Raw genomic sequence first — 14247 nt, forward strand, 5'->3', positions numbered from 1 at the left:
TGTATAGATAGAAGGAGAACTTATCATGGCACAGATTACAAAGAATATGATTATCGGCGATATTTTAAAAATTAATATGGGAGTAGTTCCTATTTTATTAAATGAAGGAATGCATTGTATAGGATGTCCTGCATCTCAGGGAGAATCATTAGAAGAAGCTTGCATGGTACATGGCATTGATGCTGATGCGCTTACAGTAAAGTTAAATGAATTTCTTGCAAATGTAGAAAATGAAGAAAATAAATAATATTGTATTAAAAATCTAATGAAGACAGCAATGTTATATATTTCTTATGAAACAATATATTAAAATTAAGATTGTTTTAAATTAACAAATAAAAAGCAATTGCACCAATGTATTAAACGTGGTGCAATTGCTTTTTATAATATATGTAATTGTTTAATTATAATGTAATAAAACCTGTAGCTTTGTCGATAACATAGTAAGCACGATTATCTTCAGGTTTGATATAAAGTTCAACAGATGTAACTGTTTTCTTTCCTGTTTTAGCTGTGTAATCAGCTTTAGCAGCTTCCTTTAATGCTTCAACATCAAATTCTTTTCCATAGAACTGAACTAATACTTTTTCAACTTTTTTAGCGGCAGCTTTTTTAGTTGTAGTCTTTTTAGCAGCTTCCTTCTTAGGTTCAGCTTTAACAGCTTCTTTTTTTACTGGAGTAACTTTAGCAGCTTCCTTCTTAGGTTCAGCTTTAACAGCTTCTTTCTTTACTTCAGTAACTTTAGCAGTTTCCTTCTTAGGTTCAGCTTTAACAGCTTCTTTCTTTACTTCAGTAGCTTTAGCAGCTTCCTTCTTAGGTTCAGCTTTAACAGCTTCTTTTTTTACTGGAGTAACTTTAACAGTTTCCTTTTTTGTGTCCTTAACTTCAGCTTTTGTATCAATTTTTTTTGCAGTTTCTTTTGCAACAGTTTTTGTAGCTTTTGATGTTGCCATAATGAAATCCTCCTTTTTGTAAGGTCGATTAATAAAAGCCCACCAATATTGTAAGTAAATCAACCTATATAAATAAAATTTTCTATAATATTCCGAAGATAATAATAACGCGGGCAAAAAAAAATTGCAATAAATGGAAAACAAATTTGGCAATACACACAAATAATAAGTCGTAATTTAAAAAAATGTATCAAATATACCAATAAAAAAGTGCCTTAAATATAGTAAATAATTGTTAATTACAGTCTGATGTTTCATACAATTATGAATTAATAAACATATAAAATAGAGGAAAACCGGTATAAATAATGTTGATATTGAACCCTAGGACAAATGCCTATTAAGGCTATTCACTTTGAAAAATTGTTTTTCATATTTGCAAAATCAGGTAATTAAATGTATTCAAAGTAACATAATATTTATTGTAAAAAGATATATATGTATGATAGAATAATATAGAAAAATGCAGAAAGGAGCGAAATATGGATTATGTTGTAGTATGGCTGGCTCTGTTTGTTATACTTGCAGTTTCAGAGTTAATAACAATGGGATTAACAAGTATATGGTTTGCTGTAGGAGCACTGGCCGCATGCTTAGTTTCGGCATTGGGGGCAAATTTGATTGTGCAGGCAATAGTTTTTGTTGTTGTGTCAATCTTAATATTATTATTTATTCGCCCATTTGCAGTAAATTATATTAACAAAGATCCTGAAAAAACAAATGTTGAGTCCATGGAAGGAAAGGTTGGAGAAGTGACGGCTGATATAAACAACGTACTTGCAACCGGAACTGTAAAGATTGATGGAATGGACTGGACAGCAAGAACTGATAATGGAGAAATCATAGAAGCCGGAGAATATGTAAAAGTATTAAGGGTTGAGGGTGTCAAAGTTATTGTCGAAAAAACGGAACTAAATAATTGAGCATGAAGTAAGATTGAGGAGGAGTAAAATGCCATTATTAATTGTAGTAGTAGTATTAGCGTTGATTTTAGTATCAACATGCGTAAAGATTGTACCACAGGCACATGCCTATGTTATTGAAAGACTTGGAGGATATAAATGCACATGGTCTGTAGGTCTTCATTTTAAAGTGCCATTTTTAGATATGGTAGCAAGAAAAGTTAACTTGAAGGAGCAGGTTGTTGATTTCGCACCTCAGCCGGTTATTACAAAGGATAACGTAACAATGAGAATTGATACGGTTGTATTTTTCCAGATTACAGATCCTAAACTTTTCTGTTATGGTGTAGAAAGCCCTATTATGGCTATTGAAAATTTAACGGCAACAACTCTTAGAAATATTATTGGTGATTTGGAATTAGATGAAACACTTACATCCAGAGAAATTATTAATGCTAAGATGAGACAGTCTTTAGATGAAGCAACAGATCCATGGGGAATTAAAGTTAACAGAGTGGAACTTAAGAACATTATTCCACCAACAGCAATTCAGGATGCGATGGAAAAGCAGATGAAGGCTGAACGTGAACGTAGAGAAGCAATCTTAATTGCAGAAGGTGAAAAGAAGTCAGCTATTCTTAGAGCAGAAGGAAAGAAAGAATCAGCAGTACTTGAAGCAGAGGCAGAAAAACAGGCAGCAATCTTAAAAGCTGACGCTGAAAAACAGAAAAGAATTCTTGAAGCAGAAGGTGAAGCACAGGCAATTCTTAAAGTACAGAATGCAACTGCAGAAGGTATCAAATTAATAAAAGAAGCAGGAGCAGACCAGTCAGTACTTACATTAAAGAGCTTAGAAGCATTTGCTGCGGCAGCAGACGGTCAGGCAACAAAGATTATAATCCCATCTGACATTCAGGGACTCGCAGGCTCAGTAAAAGCAATAACAGAAGTAATAAAAGACTAATAATAAAAAAAGACAGGTTCTTAAGAAAGCTTGCTTTCAGAGAGAACCTGTCCCTTTTTTTGAGGATACTACGAATGCCACAAAAATTACCGCAAAATTGCCACATCAGTATAATTGAATAAGTGAATATGAAACTTTATAATAAACAAAGGCAGACGAATGATTAGAGGGGAAAAATGGATAAGATAATAAAAAAGACAATCATAGGAGTTATGTTATGCGTTGCCTGCATAACAATATGTGCATGCAATGGAAAAGAAAAAATAAAAGAGACAACTGCTGTAAATGATAATACATATATAGAAGAAACAACAAATCAAGAAGTAAGTACAAATAATGAAGAAAGTACACAGGACGCTTTAGATGAAGCAATTAAGCAGTTAGAAGAATTAAATGATATTTTAAAGGATTAAAAGGAAGGGTAAAATGAAAAGAATAGCACAGACATTTTTTATAACAATGACAATAATTATGATTTATAGCATGAGTGCATTTGCGGCAGTAGATTATAATGTTATGACAAATGAAGAATTAGATGTAATTATAGAAGACAATAATTCTATTATTGATACTAAAAGTGTAAAACTTACAGAAATAAACAATAAATGCATAGAATTAATAAAAAAGAATACAAAACCAACAGAAGAATTTAAAATAAAAATAAATGAATATACTGAAAATTTGAAAATATATACTGAAAGAATACGTGCACAGAAGGAAGTGTGCCAGAAGAAAAGCTTAAAGATGGAAAATGCAAAATTAAATAATAAGAAGAAAAGTTATATAAAAAAACAACAGATAAAATATATAAAGAGTCAGAACAAGCTTTCATCTATTTTGAGAAAAGCTACAAAAGAATCAAATGAAATGAAAAAATATATTAGAAGCAGTCAAAAATTAACAGAAAGCAAGGTTATTACAACAACAGACAGAAGATTAAATTGCGATAACCGAAAATTACAGATAGCATCGTTAGAATTAGAATCCGTAGTTTCAGAAAATTAAAGATAACCGTAAATAGGAGGAAACAAAATGAACAAAGTTCATTTTTTATAAATGTTTCCGACGAATAGCCGCTGACCGAAGGGCGGGGGCATTACATATTTTATAAGAGGGATAAAAATGAGCGAATTAATTTATATAGCTGATGATGAAAAGAATATACGTGAGTTAGTAAAATGTTTCTTAGAAAATCAGGGATATGAAGTTGAGACATTTTCTAATGGAGATGATTTATTTAAAAGATATAAAGAAAAAAATGCTGACATGATAATTTTAGATGTTATTATGCCGGGAACAGATGGTGTAGAAATATGCAGACAGATAAGACAAATAGCAAATGTTCCAATAATCATTTTATCAGCAAAAGATAGCGAAGAGGATAGGATAAAAGGAATAAGCGTTGGCGGGGATGATTATCTGACAAAGCCGTTTTCACCAATAGAACTTGTGGCGAGAGTTCAGGCATTATTTAGAAGAATTTCGATGGATAAGGTAGAAAAAGTAGAAAAGGTTACATTTGGAAATATAAAAATTGATGTGACTAAGAAGCAGGCATATGTAGATGATGAGGAAATTGCTCTCACACCACTGGAATTCGACTTTCTTAAATATCTTATACAAAAGAATAATCAGGCAATTTCTAGAGAAGAATTGCTTAAAGAAGTGTGGAAAATCGCATATGATATTGATACAAGAGCTACAGATGATACAGTAAAGAGGCTTAGAAGAAAAATAGCAGACAGCAATGTAGAAATAAAAACAGTATGGGGATATGGATTTAAAATGGCATTAAAGAAGCAGGTGTAAAATGAGAACGATATATAAACAATTATTGTCATCAATGCTTGCAATTTCAGTTGCAGTGCCTATTATAATCTTAGTTATTTTTAATGTTGTAATGACTAATAATATACAGACTACGGCTAAAAAGGAATTGTCAAGTACAATGACAACTATGGAAAAACTTGTGCAAACATCGTATGAAGAAGGGGATTCGTCAGAACTTCTTACAAATTTAGTTGCAGCTCTTACTTCCACAAAATTATCAGGAAACACTAATTTTTATATTTTGAGAAATGAAAATATAAGTTTTAAGAGTGATAGTGGGTTTGAAATAAATGATGGTCAGATAATAAAAATTTCAAAATCAAAAAAAGATATCCACAGAGAAAAAATTAATAATTATCAATGTTACACTTCAGTTGTATCTTTGGACAATTACGAGGGTGTTAAAAATGCATCAATGGTATTTGTAACCAATACGAGGAATGGGACGGACAATCTTGTAAATTCTAATGTAATATTAATGGTTATTATACTTATTTGCATGATAGTAAGTGTTGTATTTTCCGTAAAATTGTCAAAAAGTATTAGCAATCAGATTATGAAAGCCTGTGCTTACGCAAATGAAGTAGGAAACGGAATATTTACAAATAAAATTGAAGGGCAGTCAAATAAAGAAATAGAAGATTTGTATAAGAGCCTTAATCATATGGCTGCAAAATTAAAAGCAAATGACGAAAATCAAAAGAGTTTTTATCAGAATATTTCTCACGAGTTTAGAAATCCACTTATGTCAATACAAGGTTATGCAGAAGGTATTGAAAGTGGAATATTAAGCGATAATGTAGGGGCGGCATCAGTCATCAGACAGGAAAGTATAAAACTAAATAAGATGGTGGCTGAACTTCTTACATTATCCAAATTTGATAGTAAGATGTATAATGTTTCCATTGAGAAATTTAATGCAAGAGAGATTATGTTAGATGCTTTGCAGAGAATAAAAGGAATTGCATTAAAAGAAGAAATCGATATTGATATGGAAATAGATAAACAGATGAGCATAAATATTGACGAAGATTTGTTCCATAATGTTATTTTAAACATTACATCAAATTGTATTAGATATGCAAAAAAACAGGTTTTTATCAGAGGATATGTAAGGGATGGCAAAAACGTAATTGAAATATACGATGATGGAGATGGAACAATTGAAAAGAACATTCCTCATTTGTTTGAAAGATTCTATAAAGGAGAAAAAGGAAACTTCGGATTAGGTCTTGCAATAGCAAAAGAAGCAATGGAAAACATGAATGGAAATATAACTGCAATACCAAATGGAGAAAGCAAAATTCCGGGAAATTATAAAATTAAATTTCTGCTATGTTTTAGCTAATATTTGTCAAATTAATTTGGTTAAGGCAAATTGAATATTAAAAAATGTCAAAATGGGAAAAGAGTTGTATTAATAATTAACAGATATTTACTCTACTTTATTAACATTAGTAAGTTTTTCTTGACAAATTCTGTATTTTGCGTAAAGTTAAAAAAGACGAAATGACAAAGAACGGAGAAAAAACAGAATGTTTAATGAAAAAATGGTTTTGTGTGCGTCTAATGCATATGAAAAAAAGTATTATTTAAACGATCAATTTTCTAATCTTCCGGAGCGTGTAAAACAGGAATTGCAGATTATGTGTGTGCTGTTTACAGAAGAAGTAGGTGGAATTCTTATTTTGCAATATGAAGAAGATGGAACATTACAGATTGTCACAGAGGCAGATGAGGGAGACCTTTTATATGATGATATAGGATGCGGATTAAAGGTTAAGCAGATGCAGCTTGATAAGAGAGAACTTTTAGAATCACTGGAAATGTACTATAAAGTATTTGTTTTAGGAGAGGAATAAATGTTAATTACAGTTGACGCCGGTAATACTAATATCACACTTGGTGTATTTAAAGAAAAAAAAGTTTATGCTACATTTAGAATGACAACTCAGATGGCAAGAACATCAGATGAATATGGAGTATTAATTGCAGAAATGCTTGGACGAAAAGGTATTTCACCTAAAGATATTGAAGCAGTAATAATATCATCGGTTGTACCTAAGATTATGTACTCATTAACAAATGGAATTTACAAATATATTGGATTACATCCTATTGTTATTGAGGCAGGCACAAAGACGGGAATAAAGATTCAGCGTGCAAATCCTAGGGAAGTTGGAACAGATAGAATCGTAGATGCAGTAGGTGCATATGAATTGTATGGTGGACCATGTATTGTAATTGATTTTGGAACAGCTACAACATATGATTTAATTACAAAAGATGGAACATTTGCAGCAGGAGTTACATCTCCGGGTATCAGAATTTGCGCAAAGGCATTATGGAATGATACTGCAAAGCTTCCTGAAATTGAAATTAAAAAGCCTGAATCAATACTTGGAAAAGATACAATTACGAGTATGCAGGCGGGTATAGTTTATGGCTATATCGGACAGACAGAGTACATCATAGATAATATGAAAAAGGAAAGCGGACTTCTCAACGCAAAAGTTATTGCAACAGGTGGTCTTGGAAGAATTATTTATGAAAATACGGATAGAATAGATATTTATGATAAGGAACTCACTCTTCAGGGAATGAGACTTATTTACGAAAAAAATAAAAAGTAAAGGTGCTTAATGAAGATAGGAAATATTGAAATTGAAAATTGTTTGGCACTTGGACCAATGGCAGGAGTAACAGACCTGCCATTTCGCTTGTTGTGTAAAGAGATGGGGTGCAACATGCTTTACACGGAAATGGTTAGTGCAAAGGCAATTCTATATAAAAACAAGAATACCAAAGAATTATTGAATATAGATAAAAATGAACATCCTGTAGGAGTTCAGTTATTTGGCTCTGACCCTGATATAATGGCACAGATTGCAGCACAGGTTGAAGAAGGAGAGTGCGATTTTATCGACATAAATATGGGATGCCCGGTTCCTAAAATTGTAAATAACGGCGAAGGTTCAGCATTGTTAAAACAGCCAAAATTAGTAGAAGAAATTCTTACAAAAATGGTTAAGGCCGTAAATAAACCTGTCACTGTAAAGATACGAAAAGGCTTTGAAAATGGAACGGTTTATGCTGTTGAAATTGCAAAAATTGCAGAAAGCTGTGGTGTATCGGCTATAGCAGTTCATGGAAGAACGAGAGAACAATACTATAGTGGCAAGGCAGATTGGGATGTAATAAAAGATGTAAAAAAAGCAGTAAAGATTCCTGTAATTGGAAATGGAGATATTTTTTCAGCTGAGGATGCAAAGGCAATGAAAGAATATACCGGATGTGACGGATTAATGGTTGCAAGAGGTGCAAGAGGAAATCCATGGATATTTAGAGAAATTAAAGAATATCTTGAAAATGGGAATGTTATAGACAAACCGAAAATAAATGATATAAGAGAAATGATTATAAGACATGCTAAAATGCTTGTTGATTATAAAGGTGAGTATACAGGTATTAGAGAAATGCGAAAACATATCGCATGGTATACGGCAGGTTTGCCACATTCAGCAGAACTTAGACGTATGTGTAACCAGATTGAAACTATGGAAAATTTAATAGAGACGGTTAACGCGAAACTGCAATAAACATTGACATTAATGCCGTGTTAGGCTATTATTAATTGTAAAACTTTAAATATAAAAATTTGATCGGAGGATTAAAAAATGGCAGAAACAAAGAAGAACGTACTTACAAAAGCCGGACTTGATAGATTGGAAAAAGAATTAGAAGATTTAAAGGTAAATAGACGTAGAGAAGTCGCTCAGAAAATTAAGGAAGCAAGAGAACAGGGCGATTTATCAGAAAACGCTGAATATGATGCTGCAAAAGATGAGCAGAGAGATATTGAAGCAAGAATAGATGAAATCGAAAAAATTCTTAAAAATGTTGAAGTAGTTGCTGATGAGGACGTTGATATTAATAAAATCAGTGTTGGATGTCATGTAAAAATCTTCGATTATGAATTTGATGAAGAATTAGAATTTAGCATTGTAGGTTCTACAGAAGCAAACAGTCTTCAGCAGAAGCTTTCAAATGAATCTCCATTAGGAATGGCATTACTTGGTCATGAAGTAGGTGATGATGTACTTGTTGAATTAGCAGATGGAGAAGCTAAATATAAAGTATTAGAGATTAAGAAGGTACTTTAATTTTAATAAAAATTCACAAAAAGATATAGATATAAAGGAGTAACAATGGGACAGCAGAATAACCAGAATCAGCAGCAGGATATTAATCAGCTTTTAAAGGTAAGACGTGAAAAATTAGCTGATTTGCAGGAAAAGGGAAAGGATCCTTTTCAGATTACTAAATATGAAGTGACACATCACAGTCAGGAAATTAAAGATAATTTTGATAAATTAGAATGCGTACATGATGAAGAAGGAAAATTAATTAGAGATGACTCTAAATTAATTTCAATTGCCGGACGTATTATGTTAAAACGTGTAATGGGTAAGGCTTCATTCTGTAACGTTCAGGATAGAGATGGTAACATTCAGGTTTATGTTGCAAGAAATGATATAAGCAAAGAAGAACCATGGGAAGAATATAAGGATTTCAAGAAAATGGATATCGGTGATATCGTTGGAGTTAAAGGTTATCCATTTAAGACTAAGACAGGTGAAATGAGTATTCATGCAACAGAAGTTACTCTTCTTACAAAGAGTCTTCAGATTCTTCCTGAAAAGCATCATGGTCTTACAAATACAGATATGAGATACCGTCAGAGATATCTTGATTTAATTATGAATCAGGAATCAAAGGAAACTTTCATTAAGCGTTCAAAGATTATTAAGGAAATCAGAAACTTCCTTGATGCAAAAGACTTTATGGAAGTCGAGACACCTATGCTTGTACACAACGCAGGTGGTGCAGCAGCAAGACCATTTGAAACACATTACAATTCATTAGATGAAGATGTTAAACTTCGTATTTCTCTTGAATTATACCTTAAGAGACTTATCGTTGGTGGTTTAGAAAGAGTATACGAAATCGGTAGAGTATTTCGTAACGAAGGTGTAGATACAAGACATAATCCTGAATTTACACTTATGGAATTATATCAGGCATATACAGATTACTATGGTATGATGGACCTTACAGAAGAAATGTTCAGATACCTTGCAGAAAAAGTTGTTGGAAGTACAAAGTTTACTTACAACGGAATTGAAATCGATTTTGGTAAGCCATTTGAAAGAATCACAATGGTTGATTGTATTAAGAAATACACAGGCATTGATTTTGATACAGTTGCTACAGATGAAGAAGCTAAGGCTTTAGCAAAAGAACACAATATTGAATTTGAAGAAAGACATGGAAAGGGTGAAATCATTAACCTCTTCTTTGAAGAATTCTGTGAAAAGAACCTTATCCAGCCTACATTTGTTATGGATCATCCAATTGCAATTTCTCCACTTACTAAGAAAAAACCGGAAGATCCTACTAAGGTAGAACGTTTTGAGTTATTTATTAATACATGGGAAATGTGTAACGCATACTCAGAACTTAATGACCCAATTGATCAGAGAGAAAGATTTAAACTTCAGGATGCAGCTGCTGACGCAGGTGATGAAGAAGCTAACCATACAGATGAAGACTTCTTGTATGCACTTGAAGTAGGTATGCCTCCAACAGGTGGTATAGGTTATGGAATAGACAGACTTTGTATGTTATTAACTGATTCACAGGCTATTAGAGATGTATTGTTATTCCCGACAATGAAGAGCTTGGATAAATAAACCTAGTGTTTATGCGGGATTGAGGCATTTGAGTACGTCAAAGGACGCATTAAAAGACGTATTTTGGCATAGTCATTTACATCAGTATGAAAGAGTACACAATCTGAAAAGAATAAGACTCAATCGAATATGAACTACTAAGAGGACATTTTCTAAAGAAATTTAGAAGATGTCCTCTTTTTTGCGTTATGGAGAAAATACGTCATTTGTTATGAAGTCAAAGTGAAAGGAGCACAGCAATGGATGAATCAAAGAAAAAAGATAGATATGAGGATGCAAAAAAGTTTGTAAGATATTCAGATGGTGCAAAGATGTACAGTATGGGAATGACAAAATTTCAAGAAGTGGCTAAGGATGCCAAGGCTTGTTATAAGATTGGTCAGCTTGTACTTGTTAATACAGAAATATTGGATAAGTATCTTGAAACTTTTCATATTACAGATTCTGAGTTTTATAAGTAGGTGATGTTATGGTAAATACATTGAGTGGTTCAGTTAGTGCCTATAGAAAAGAAATTGTAAAACCAAGATTTATTCGTATTGATGAAGTAATGGCTTTATTAGATGTAACACGAGATGAGGCAATGGATATAGCATTAGCTGCTGGAGCAAGATATCAGCTTGCAAAGATTATATTAGTACATAAGGAAAGGTTGATGAAATTTATGAAACATTTTGCAAGAGTGCCTAGTTCAAACAAAATCGTAGAAAAGAAGTTTGTAAGAATTGGGGAAGCTTCAATGACATATAGCATAGGGCATCATAGATTTATTGAAATGGCTAGAGCAGCGGGTGCTGTATATAAGATTGGAACAGCTAAGGGAAATACTATATTAATAAATTTGGAAATTTTTGATGATTATATGGAGCAATTCAGAGAACCGCCAACAGAAATGAAACATCCATTGCCAAATGTGAAAGGAGACTGATGAATGAGTTACTCATATAAGTGCTATTCAGATACAAAGGATTTTATGAAAAAATTTGTAAATGCAGAGGAAGGAGCGATTATTTATGGGATAAGTAAATCTAGAATCATAGTAATTGCGAGAGAGGCAGGAGCAGTCTATAAAGTCGGTAATTCAGCATTAATCAATACGGAATTATTTGAAAAATATCTTGAACGATTCAGAGAGCCGGCAAGAGAACTGCCTAAGCATACATGGAACAAATTAAAGGAAATGACAAATACACCAAAAACTGGTGAAAATTCGTAAAAATACACCAGTGGTGTCACTTCCGTAAAATTAAAGTGCATTGTAGAATATCAATTGTCCAAGAGAGATTGGACATAACAATTGAATAATCAGTTACAGATTTGCAAAGTAGTTTGCACTGCAGAGTATCTGTAGGTAGTAAAATTACGGGGCATGTACCTGGAGGATGAAAGTCACAGCTATCATATTAGTAGTCTGATGGATTGAAAGATGAAGGGCGAGAAGCTGGATGGAAATCTGGTAAAAGGAATAGGCATGTTGCGTAAGGATAATTAACCACAGAGGGCGAGAAGTTCGTCCTTATCCTCAAAAGGCTAAAAGAGGAGATAGTGCTTCTGATAATTCAGAAGGGCGTCGTGAAACACATTTTGTGGCTCGTCTGTAACTCCCGGAGGTGAGAACACCTCTTTGTACACGGGGCGATATAGGAGTCTAGAAGACTGGCGTGTACCTACATGCTTAGCGTTAAGCATAGCCATGTAGACTATATCACTTCCAAATTCAAATTCTGTCTATATGGCAACTAATTTGAAGGAGGATAAAGTGGTGATGGGATTTAGCATAGCATTAATAATTATTGTTCTTATCGTATTGTATTCGTTAGCTAGGACGGCAGGAGAGTCGGACAGGACAATGGAACAGATAAGAGAGCAATCACTCCTTGGAAGGGAGGAGAGCTCTGGTGGGAACAGTTGAAAAAAGAGATAAGCATAAGAAACGCAGGTTTGTATCTCCAGAAGAAAAGCTTGAAAGAGAATTAAAAGATTGTATGCATTGTAGATTCTTCTGGGGACATAACAACAGATGTGCCAATGGAACATGTTGTAAACCATCTAAGAAAAAGGAACAGAAACTTCCGACGGAATGTGTCGGATGTCCATATTATCGAGGGAATGGTTATTGTTTTCCTTGTATGCGAAAGCTGATAGGAAAGTAGGTGGTTAAGATGTTCAAGTGGCTGTTTAAGAAGAAAGGATGTGCAAAACACATGAATAACAAGTTAGAAGTAATCGGCATTGATCATGGATGGTCAATGATGAAAACAATCTCTCAGGTATTTGTCACAGGTGTTAAGGAGATTACAACAACTCCGGCACTTTTCGGCGATGTACTTGAGTATGAAGGAAAGTTCTATAAGGTTGGAGCTGTGAGGCAGGAAGTAAAGGATACAAAGGTCGAAGATGACAGCTTTTATCTTCTCACTCTTGCAGCAGTTGCCAAGGAACTTAAAAGAAGAGGTCTTGCAGAGGCAAAGGTATTTCTTGCTGTAGGACTTCCACTTACAAGATTTGGAGCAGAGAAGAATGATTTTATCAAGTACCTGACAAAGAATAAGCGTGTAAGCTTCAAATATGAGAATGAGTCATATCATATTGAAATTGATGATGTGGCAGTATTTCCTCAGTGCTATGCAGCAGTAGTGGACAAGATTCCTGCTATGGCAAAGAAAACACTGATAGTAGATATTGGAAGCTGGACAATCGACATTATGCCGGTAATCAACAAGTCACCGGATGAATCAAAGTGTGTGACGATTCCAAAAGGTCTTATTACCTGTATGCGTTCTATCAATGAGCAGTGTGTAAGACAGCTTAACGGAGAGGTAGACGAGTCAGAGATACAGAACATCATGCGATATGGCAGGTCAGATATTGATGATGAATACTTTGCCATTATCAAGGCAGAGATAGAGGATTTTGTTGATAAGGTATATAACTCAATCCGTGAGTTTGGGTATAACTTAAAGACTACACCGATTGTATTTGTCGGTGGCGGGGCAGTTGTGATGAAGAATTTTGGCAGTCACGATGCAAAGAACATTTCCTATAACCTTGATGTAAAGGCAAATGCAAGAGGATATGAACAGCTTGCCACGATGGGACTTAAAAGCACTAAGCGATTATCATAAGGAGGCAGATGATGGGAAGAAGACTTGAATATGAAGTAAAAACTTCTGTCCGCCTCAACATGAGCAATCCTCAGCATGTGAAAATCAATGATGTGATTCAGAACCTTGATCCAAAGATTTTCAAATCTAAGAATCAGTTCATCATAGATGCGATTCAGTTTTACATTGATAATTATGGAAAAGAAACCTTTGTTATCAAGAAGAAGGAAAAAGAGAGGGCTGAATATATCCGGTCAGAAGATATTGATGACATTAAGGAAGAAGTCATTGAAGCAGCAACCAATGAGGCTAGAAAAGAGGTAATAAAGCTGTTAGGCGGAGTGATATCCGGGATGAATGTTGGTCAGCCGGTAATTATGCAGGCAGCCAATAGTGAAGCACAAGAACTTACAGAAGATGTTATGGACGATGCAGATGTTGCAGGTCTTGCAATGGGATGGATGTCGAAAGGAGACTGATTATTATGAGAAGAGTTATGGGAGCCGTAGGAACAGTGATTTTAGAGATACTCAAGTGGATATTAAGGATAATTCTTGGAGCTTTGAAGCTGGTCTTAGGACTTGCCAGAATAATTCTTCTTCTATTCGCAATGGTGGCAAGGGTATTTCTTTCATTCGTAAGAATGGGCACATTCTGAGAGGAGGTGAGCGAATGCAGGTAAAGGGTTTATTCTTAAATTATAAGAAAAACAGAAGACTTATGCAGTATTTCTTTAAAATA

At 33.8% G+C, this 14247-nt stretch carries 21 protein-coding genes; 20 read left to right on the forward strand and 1 reads right to left on the reverse strand.

The annotated features are described in order from the left end of the window. The first annotated feature begins 25 nt into the window (after nt 1–25). On the forward strand, nt 26–247 hold the full coding sequence (locus tag DWX29_RS01470) for a DUF1858 domain-containing protein (protein WP_022088604.1): 222 nt from the start codon (nt 26–28) through the stop codon (nt 245–247). Between the two features lie 157 nt (nt 248–404). On the opposite strand, the gene DWX29_RS01475 is transcribed toward DWX29_RS01470, so the two are convergent. Beyond that, nucleotides 405–953 (reverse strand): DUF6465 family protein, encoded by a 549-nt coding sequence (locus tag DWX29_RS01475; protein WP_117908511.1) that lies wholly within the window; start codon nt 951–953, stop codon nt 405–407. Nucleotides 954–1435: 482 nt separating this feature from the next. Between DWX29_RS01475 and DWX29_RS01480 the strand changes: the two genes are divergently transcribed. The 19 genes from DWX29_RS01480 (at nt 1436) to DWX29_RS01570 (ending at nt 14164) form a co-directional block, all read left to right on the forward strand. Then, nucleotides 1436–1876 (forward strand): NfeD family protein, encoded by a 441-nt coding sequence (locus tag DWX29_RS01480; RefSeq protein ID WP_022088039.1) that lies wholly within the window; start codon nt 1436–1438, stop codon nt 1874–1876. A gap of 28 nt (nt 1877–1904) precedes the next feature. After that, entirely contained in the window at nt 1905–2819 is a 915-nt protein-coding gene (locus DWX29_RS01485) for an SPFH domain-containing protein (RefSeq protein WP_022088038.1), read from the forward strand. 176 nt (nt 2820–2995) lie between these two features. Then, the gene (locus DWX29_RS01490; RefSeq protein ID WP_022088037.1) at nt 2996–3232 is read left to right on the forward strand and encodes a hypothetical protein; all 237 of its coding nucleotides are present in this window, start codon (nt 2996–2998) and stop codon (nt 3230–3232) included. Nucleotides 3233–3245: 13 nt separating this feature from the next. After that, a complete protein-coding gene (locus tag DWX29_RS01495) occupies nt 3246–3824 on the forward strand; it encodes a hypothetical protein (protein WP_118565015.1) in 579 nt (192 codons plus the stop codon). 117 nt (nt 3825–3941) lie between these two features. Beyond that, nucleotides 3942–4628: a response regulator transcription factor gene (locus DWX29_RS01500; protein ID WP_118565016.1), complete on the forward strand. Its 687-nt coding sequence runs from the start codon at nt 3942–3944 to the stop codon at nt 4626–4628. A 1-nt stretch (nt 4629) separates the two neighbouring features. Further along, entirely contained in the window at nt 4630–5997 is a 1368-nt protein-coding gene (locus tag DWX29_RS01505) for a HAMP domain-containing sensor histidine kinase (protein ID WP_118565017.1), read from the forward strand. A gap of 187 nt (nt 5998–6184) precedes the next feature. Continuing rightward, nucleotides 6185–6511, forward strand: coding sequence for a DUF6145 family protein (locus DWX29_RS01510; RefSeq protein ID WP_022088033.1), 327 nt, complete (start codon nt 6185–6187; stop codon nt 6509–6511). Beyond that, nucleotides 6512–7282: a type III pantothenate kinase gene (locus DWX29_RS01515; protein WP_117908516.1), complete on the forward strand. Its 771-nt coding sequence runs from the start codon at nt 6512–6514 to the stop codon at nt 7280–7282. It begins immediately after the preceding gene. 9 nt (nt 7283–7291) lie between these two features. Beyond that, complete coding sequence (dusB, locus tag DWX29_RS01520; RefSeq protein WP_117908518.1) at nt 7292–8248, forward strand: tRNA dihydrouridine synthase DusB; 957 nt, start codon at nt 7292–7294, stop codon at nt 8246–8248. A 78-nt stretch (nt 8249–8326) separates the two neighbouring features. Continuing rightward, a complete protein-coding gene (greA, locus tag DWX29_RS01525) occupies nt 8327–8812 on the forward strand; it encodes a transcription elongation factor GreA (RefSeq protein WP_117908520.1) in 486 nt (161 codons plus the stop codon). Between the two features lie 45 nt (nt 8813–8857). Continuing rightward, entirely contained in the window at nt 8858–10402 is a 1545-nt protein-coding gene (lysS, locus tag DWX29_RS01530; RefSeq protein ID WP_117908522.1) for a lysine--tRNA ligase, read from the forward strand. Nucleotides 10403–10641: 239 nt separating this feature from the next. Beyond that, nucleotides 10642–10863 (forward strand): DUF6462 family protein, encoded by a 222-nt coding sequence (locus tag DWX29_RS01535; RefSeq protein ID WP_008395358.1) that lies wholly within the window; start codon nt 10642–10644, stop codon nt 10861–10863. A gap of 8 nt (nt 10864–10871) precedes the next feature. Beyond that, nucleotides 10872–11330 (forward strand): DUF6462 family protein, encoded by a 459-nt coding sequence (locus DWX29_RS01540; protein WP_008395356.1) that lies wholly within the window; start codon nt 10872–10874, stop codon nt 11328–11330. A gap of 3 nt (nt 11331–11333) precedes the next feature. Beyond that, nucleotides 11334–11618, forward strand: coding sequence for a DUF6462 family protein (locus tag DWX29_RS01545; RefSeq protein WP_005340582.1), 285 nt, complete (start codon nt 11334–11336; stop codon nt 11616–11618). A 543-nt stretch (nt 11619–12161) separates the two neighbouring features. Further along, nucleotides 12162–12314 carry a hypothetical protein gene (locus DWX29_RS01550; protein ID WP_243003008.1) on the forward strand — a complete coding sequence of 51 codons (153 nt, stop codon included), beginning with the start codon at nt 12162–12164 and terminating at the stop codon, nt 12312–12314. After that, nucleotides 12301–12555, forward strand: coding sequence for a hypothetical protein (locus tag DWX29_RS01555; protein WP_077326156.1), 255 nt, complete (start codon nt 12301–12303; stop codon nt 12553–12555). Before DWX29_RS01550 ends, DWX29_RS01555 begins: the two co-directional genes overlap by 14 nt. Nucleotides 12556–12564: 9 nt before the next feature. Further along, nucleotides 12565–13527 (forward strand): ParM/StbA family protein, encoded by a 963-nt coding sequence (locus tag DWX29_RS01560; protein WP_330394027.1) that lies wholly within the window; start codon nt 12565–12567, stop codon nt 13525–13527. A gap of 8 nt (nt 13528–13535) precedes the next feature. Beyond that, nucleotides 13536–13985: a hypothetical protein gene (locus DWX29_RS01565; protein ID WP_008395352.1), complete on the forward strand. Its 450-nt coding sequence runs from the start codon at nt 13536–13538 to the stop codon at nt 13983–13985. Between the two features lie 5 nt (nt 13986–13990). Further along, nucleotides 13991–14164, forward strand: a complete 174-nt coding sequence (locus DWX29_RS01570) for a hypothetical protein (protein WP_172622380.1) — start codon at nt 13991–13993, stop codon at nt 14162–14164. Nucleotides 14165–14247: the final 83 nt, after the last annotated feature.

Source organism: Eubacterium sp. AF19-12LB (genome assembly GCF_003479125.1).
GTDB lineage: Bacteria > Bacillota > Clostridia > Lachnospirales > Lachnospiraceae > Eubacterium_U > Eubacterium_U album.

What these genes read in the sequence shown, in the direction of transcription:
- greA (WP_117908520.1), top strand. Translation starts at nt 8,327, where the DNA reads ATGGCAGAAACAAAGAAGAACGTACTTACAAAAGCCGGACTTGATAGA.
- DWX29_RS01560 (WP_330394027.1), top strand. Translation starts at nt 12,565, where the DNA reads ATGTTCAAGTGGCTGTTTAAGAAGAAAGGATGTGCAAAACACATGAAT.
- DWX29_RS01565 (WP_008395352.1), top strand. Translation starts at nt 13,536, where the DNA reads ATGATGGGAAGAAGACTTGAATATGAAGTAAAAACTTCTGTCCGCCTC.
- DWX29_RS01510 (WP_022088033.1), top strand. Translation starts at nt 6,185, where the DNA reads ATGTTTAATGAAAAAATGGTTTTGTGTGCGTCTAATGCATATGAAAAA.
- DWX29_RS01470 (WP_022088604.1), top strand. Translation starts at nt 26, where the DNA reads ATGGCACAGATTACAAAGAATATGATTATCGGCGATATTTTAAAAATT.
- DWX29_RS01500 (WP_118565016.1), top strand. Translation starts at nt 3,942, where the DNA reads ATGAGCGAATTAATTTATATAGCTGATGATGAAAAGAATATACGTGAG.
- DWX29_RS01475 (WP_117908511.1), bottom strand. Translation starts at nt 953, where the DNA reads ATGGCAACATCAAAAGCTACAAAAACTGTTGCAAAAGAAACTGCAAAA.
- DWX29_RS01515 (WP_117908516.1), top strand. Translation starts at nt 6,512, where the DNA reads ATGTTAATTACAGTTGACGCCGGTAATACTAATATCACACTTGGTGTA.
- DWX29_RS01540 (WP_008395356.1), top strand. Translation starts at nt 10,872, where the DNA reads ATGGTAAATACATTGAGTGGTTCAGTTAGTGCCTATAGAAAAGAAATT.
- DWX29_RS01480 (WP_022088039.1), top strand. Translation starts at nt 1,436, where the DNA reads ATGGATTATGTTGTAGTATGGCTGGCTCTGTTTGTTATACTTGCAGTT.
- DWX29_RS01545 (WP_005340582.1), top strand. Translation starts at nt 11,334, where the DNA reads ATGAGTTACTCATATAAGTGCTATTCAGATACAAAGGATTTTATGAAA.
- DWX29_RS01505 (WP_118565017.1), top strand. Translation starts at nt 4,630, where the DNA reads ATGAGAACGATATATAAACAATTATTGTCATCAATGCTTGCAATTTCA.
- DWX29_RS01490 (WP_022088037.1), top strand. Translation starts at nt 2,996, where the DNA reads ATGGATAAGATAATAAAAAAGACAATCATAGGAGTTATGTTATGCGTT.
- DWX29_RS01535 (WP_008395358.1), top strand. Translation starts at nt 10,642, where the DNA reads ATGGATGAATCAAAGAAAAAAGATAGATATGAGGATGCAAAAAAGTTT.
- DWX29_RS01570 (WP_172622380.1), top strand. Translation starts at nt 13,991, where the DNA reads ATGAGAAGAGTTATGGGAGCCGTAGGAACAGTGATTTTAGAGATACTC.
- dusB (WP_117908518.1), top strand. Translation starts at nt 7,292, where the DNA reads ATGAAGATAGGAAATATTGAAATTGAAAATTGTTTGGCACTTGGACCA.
- DWX29_RS01485 (WP_022088038.1), top strand. Translation starts at nt 1,905, where the DNA reads ATGCCATTATTAATTGTAGTAGTAGTATTAGCGTTGATTTTAGTATCA.
- lysS (WP_117908522.1), top strand. Translation starts at nt 8,858, where the DNA reads ATGGGACAGCAGAATAACCAGAATCAGCAGCAGGATATTAATCAGCTT.
- DWX29_RS01495 (WP_118565015.1), top strand. Translation starts at nt 3,246, where the DNA reads ATGAAAAGAATAGCACAGACATTTTTTATAACAATGACAATAATTATG.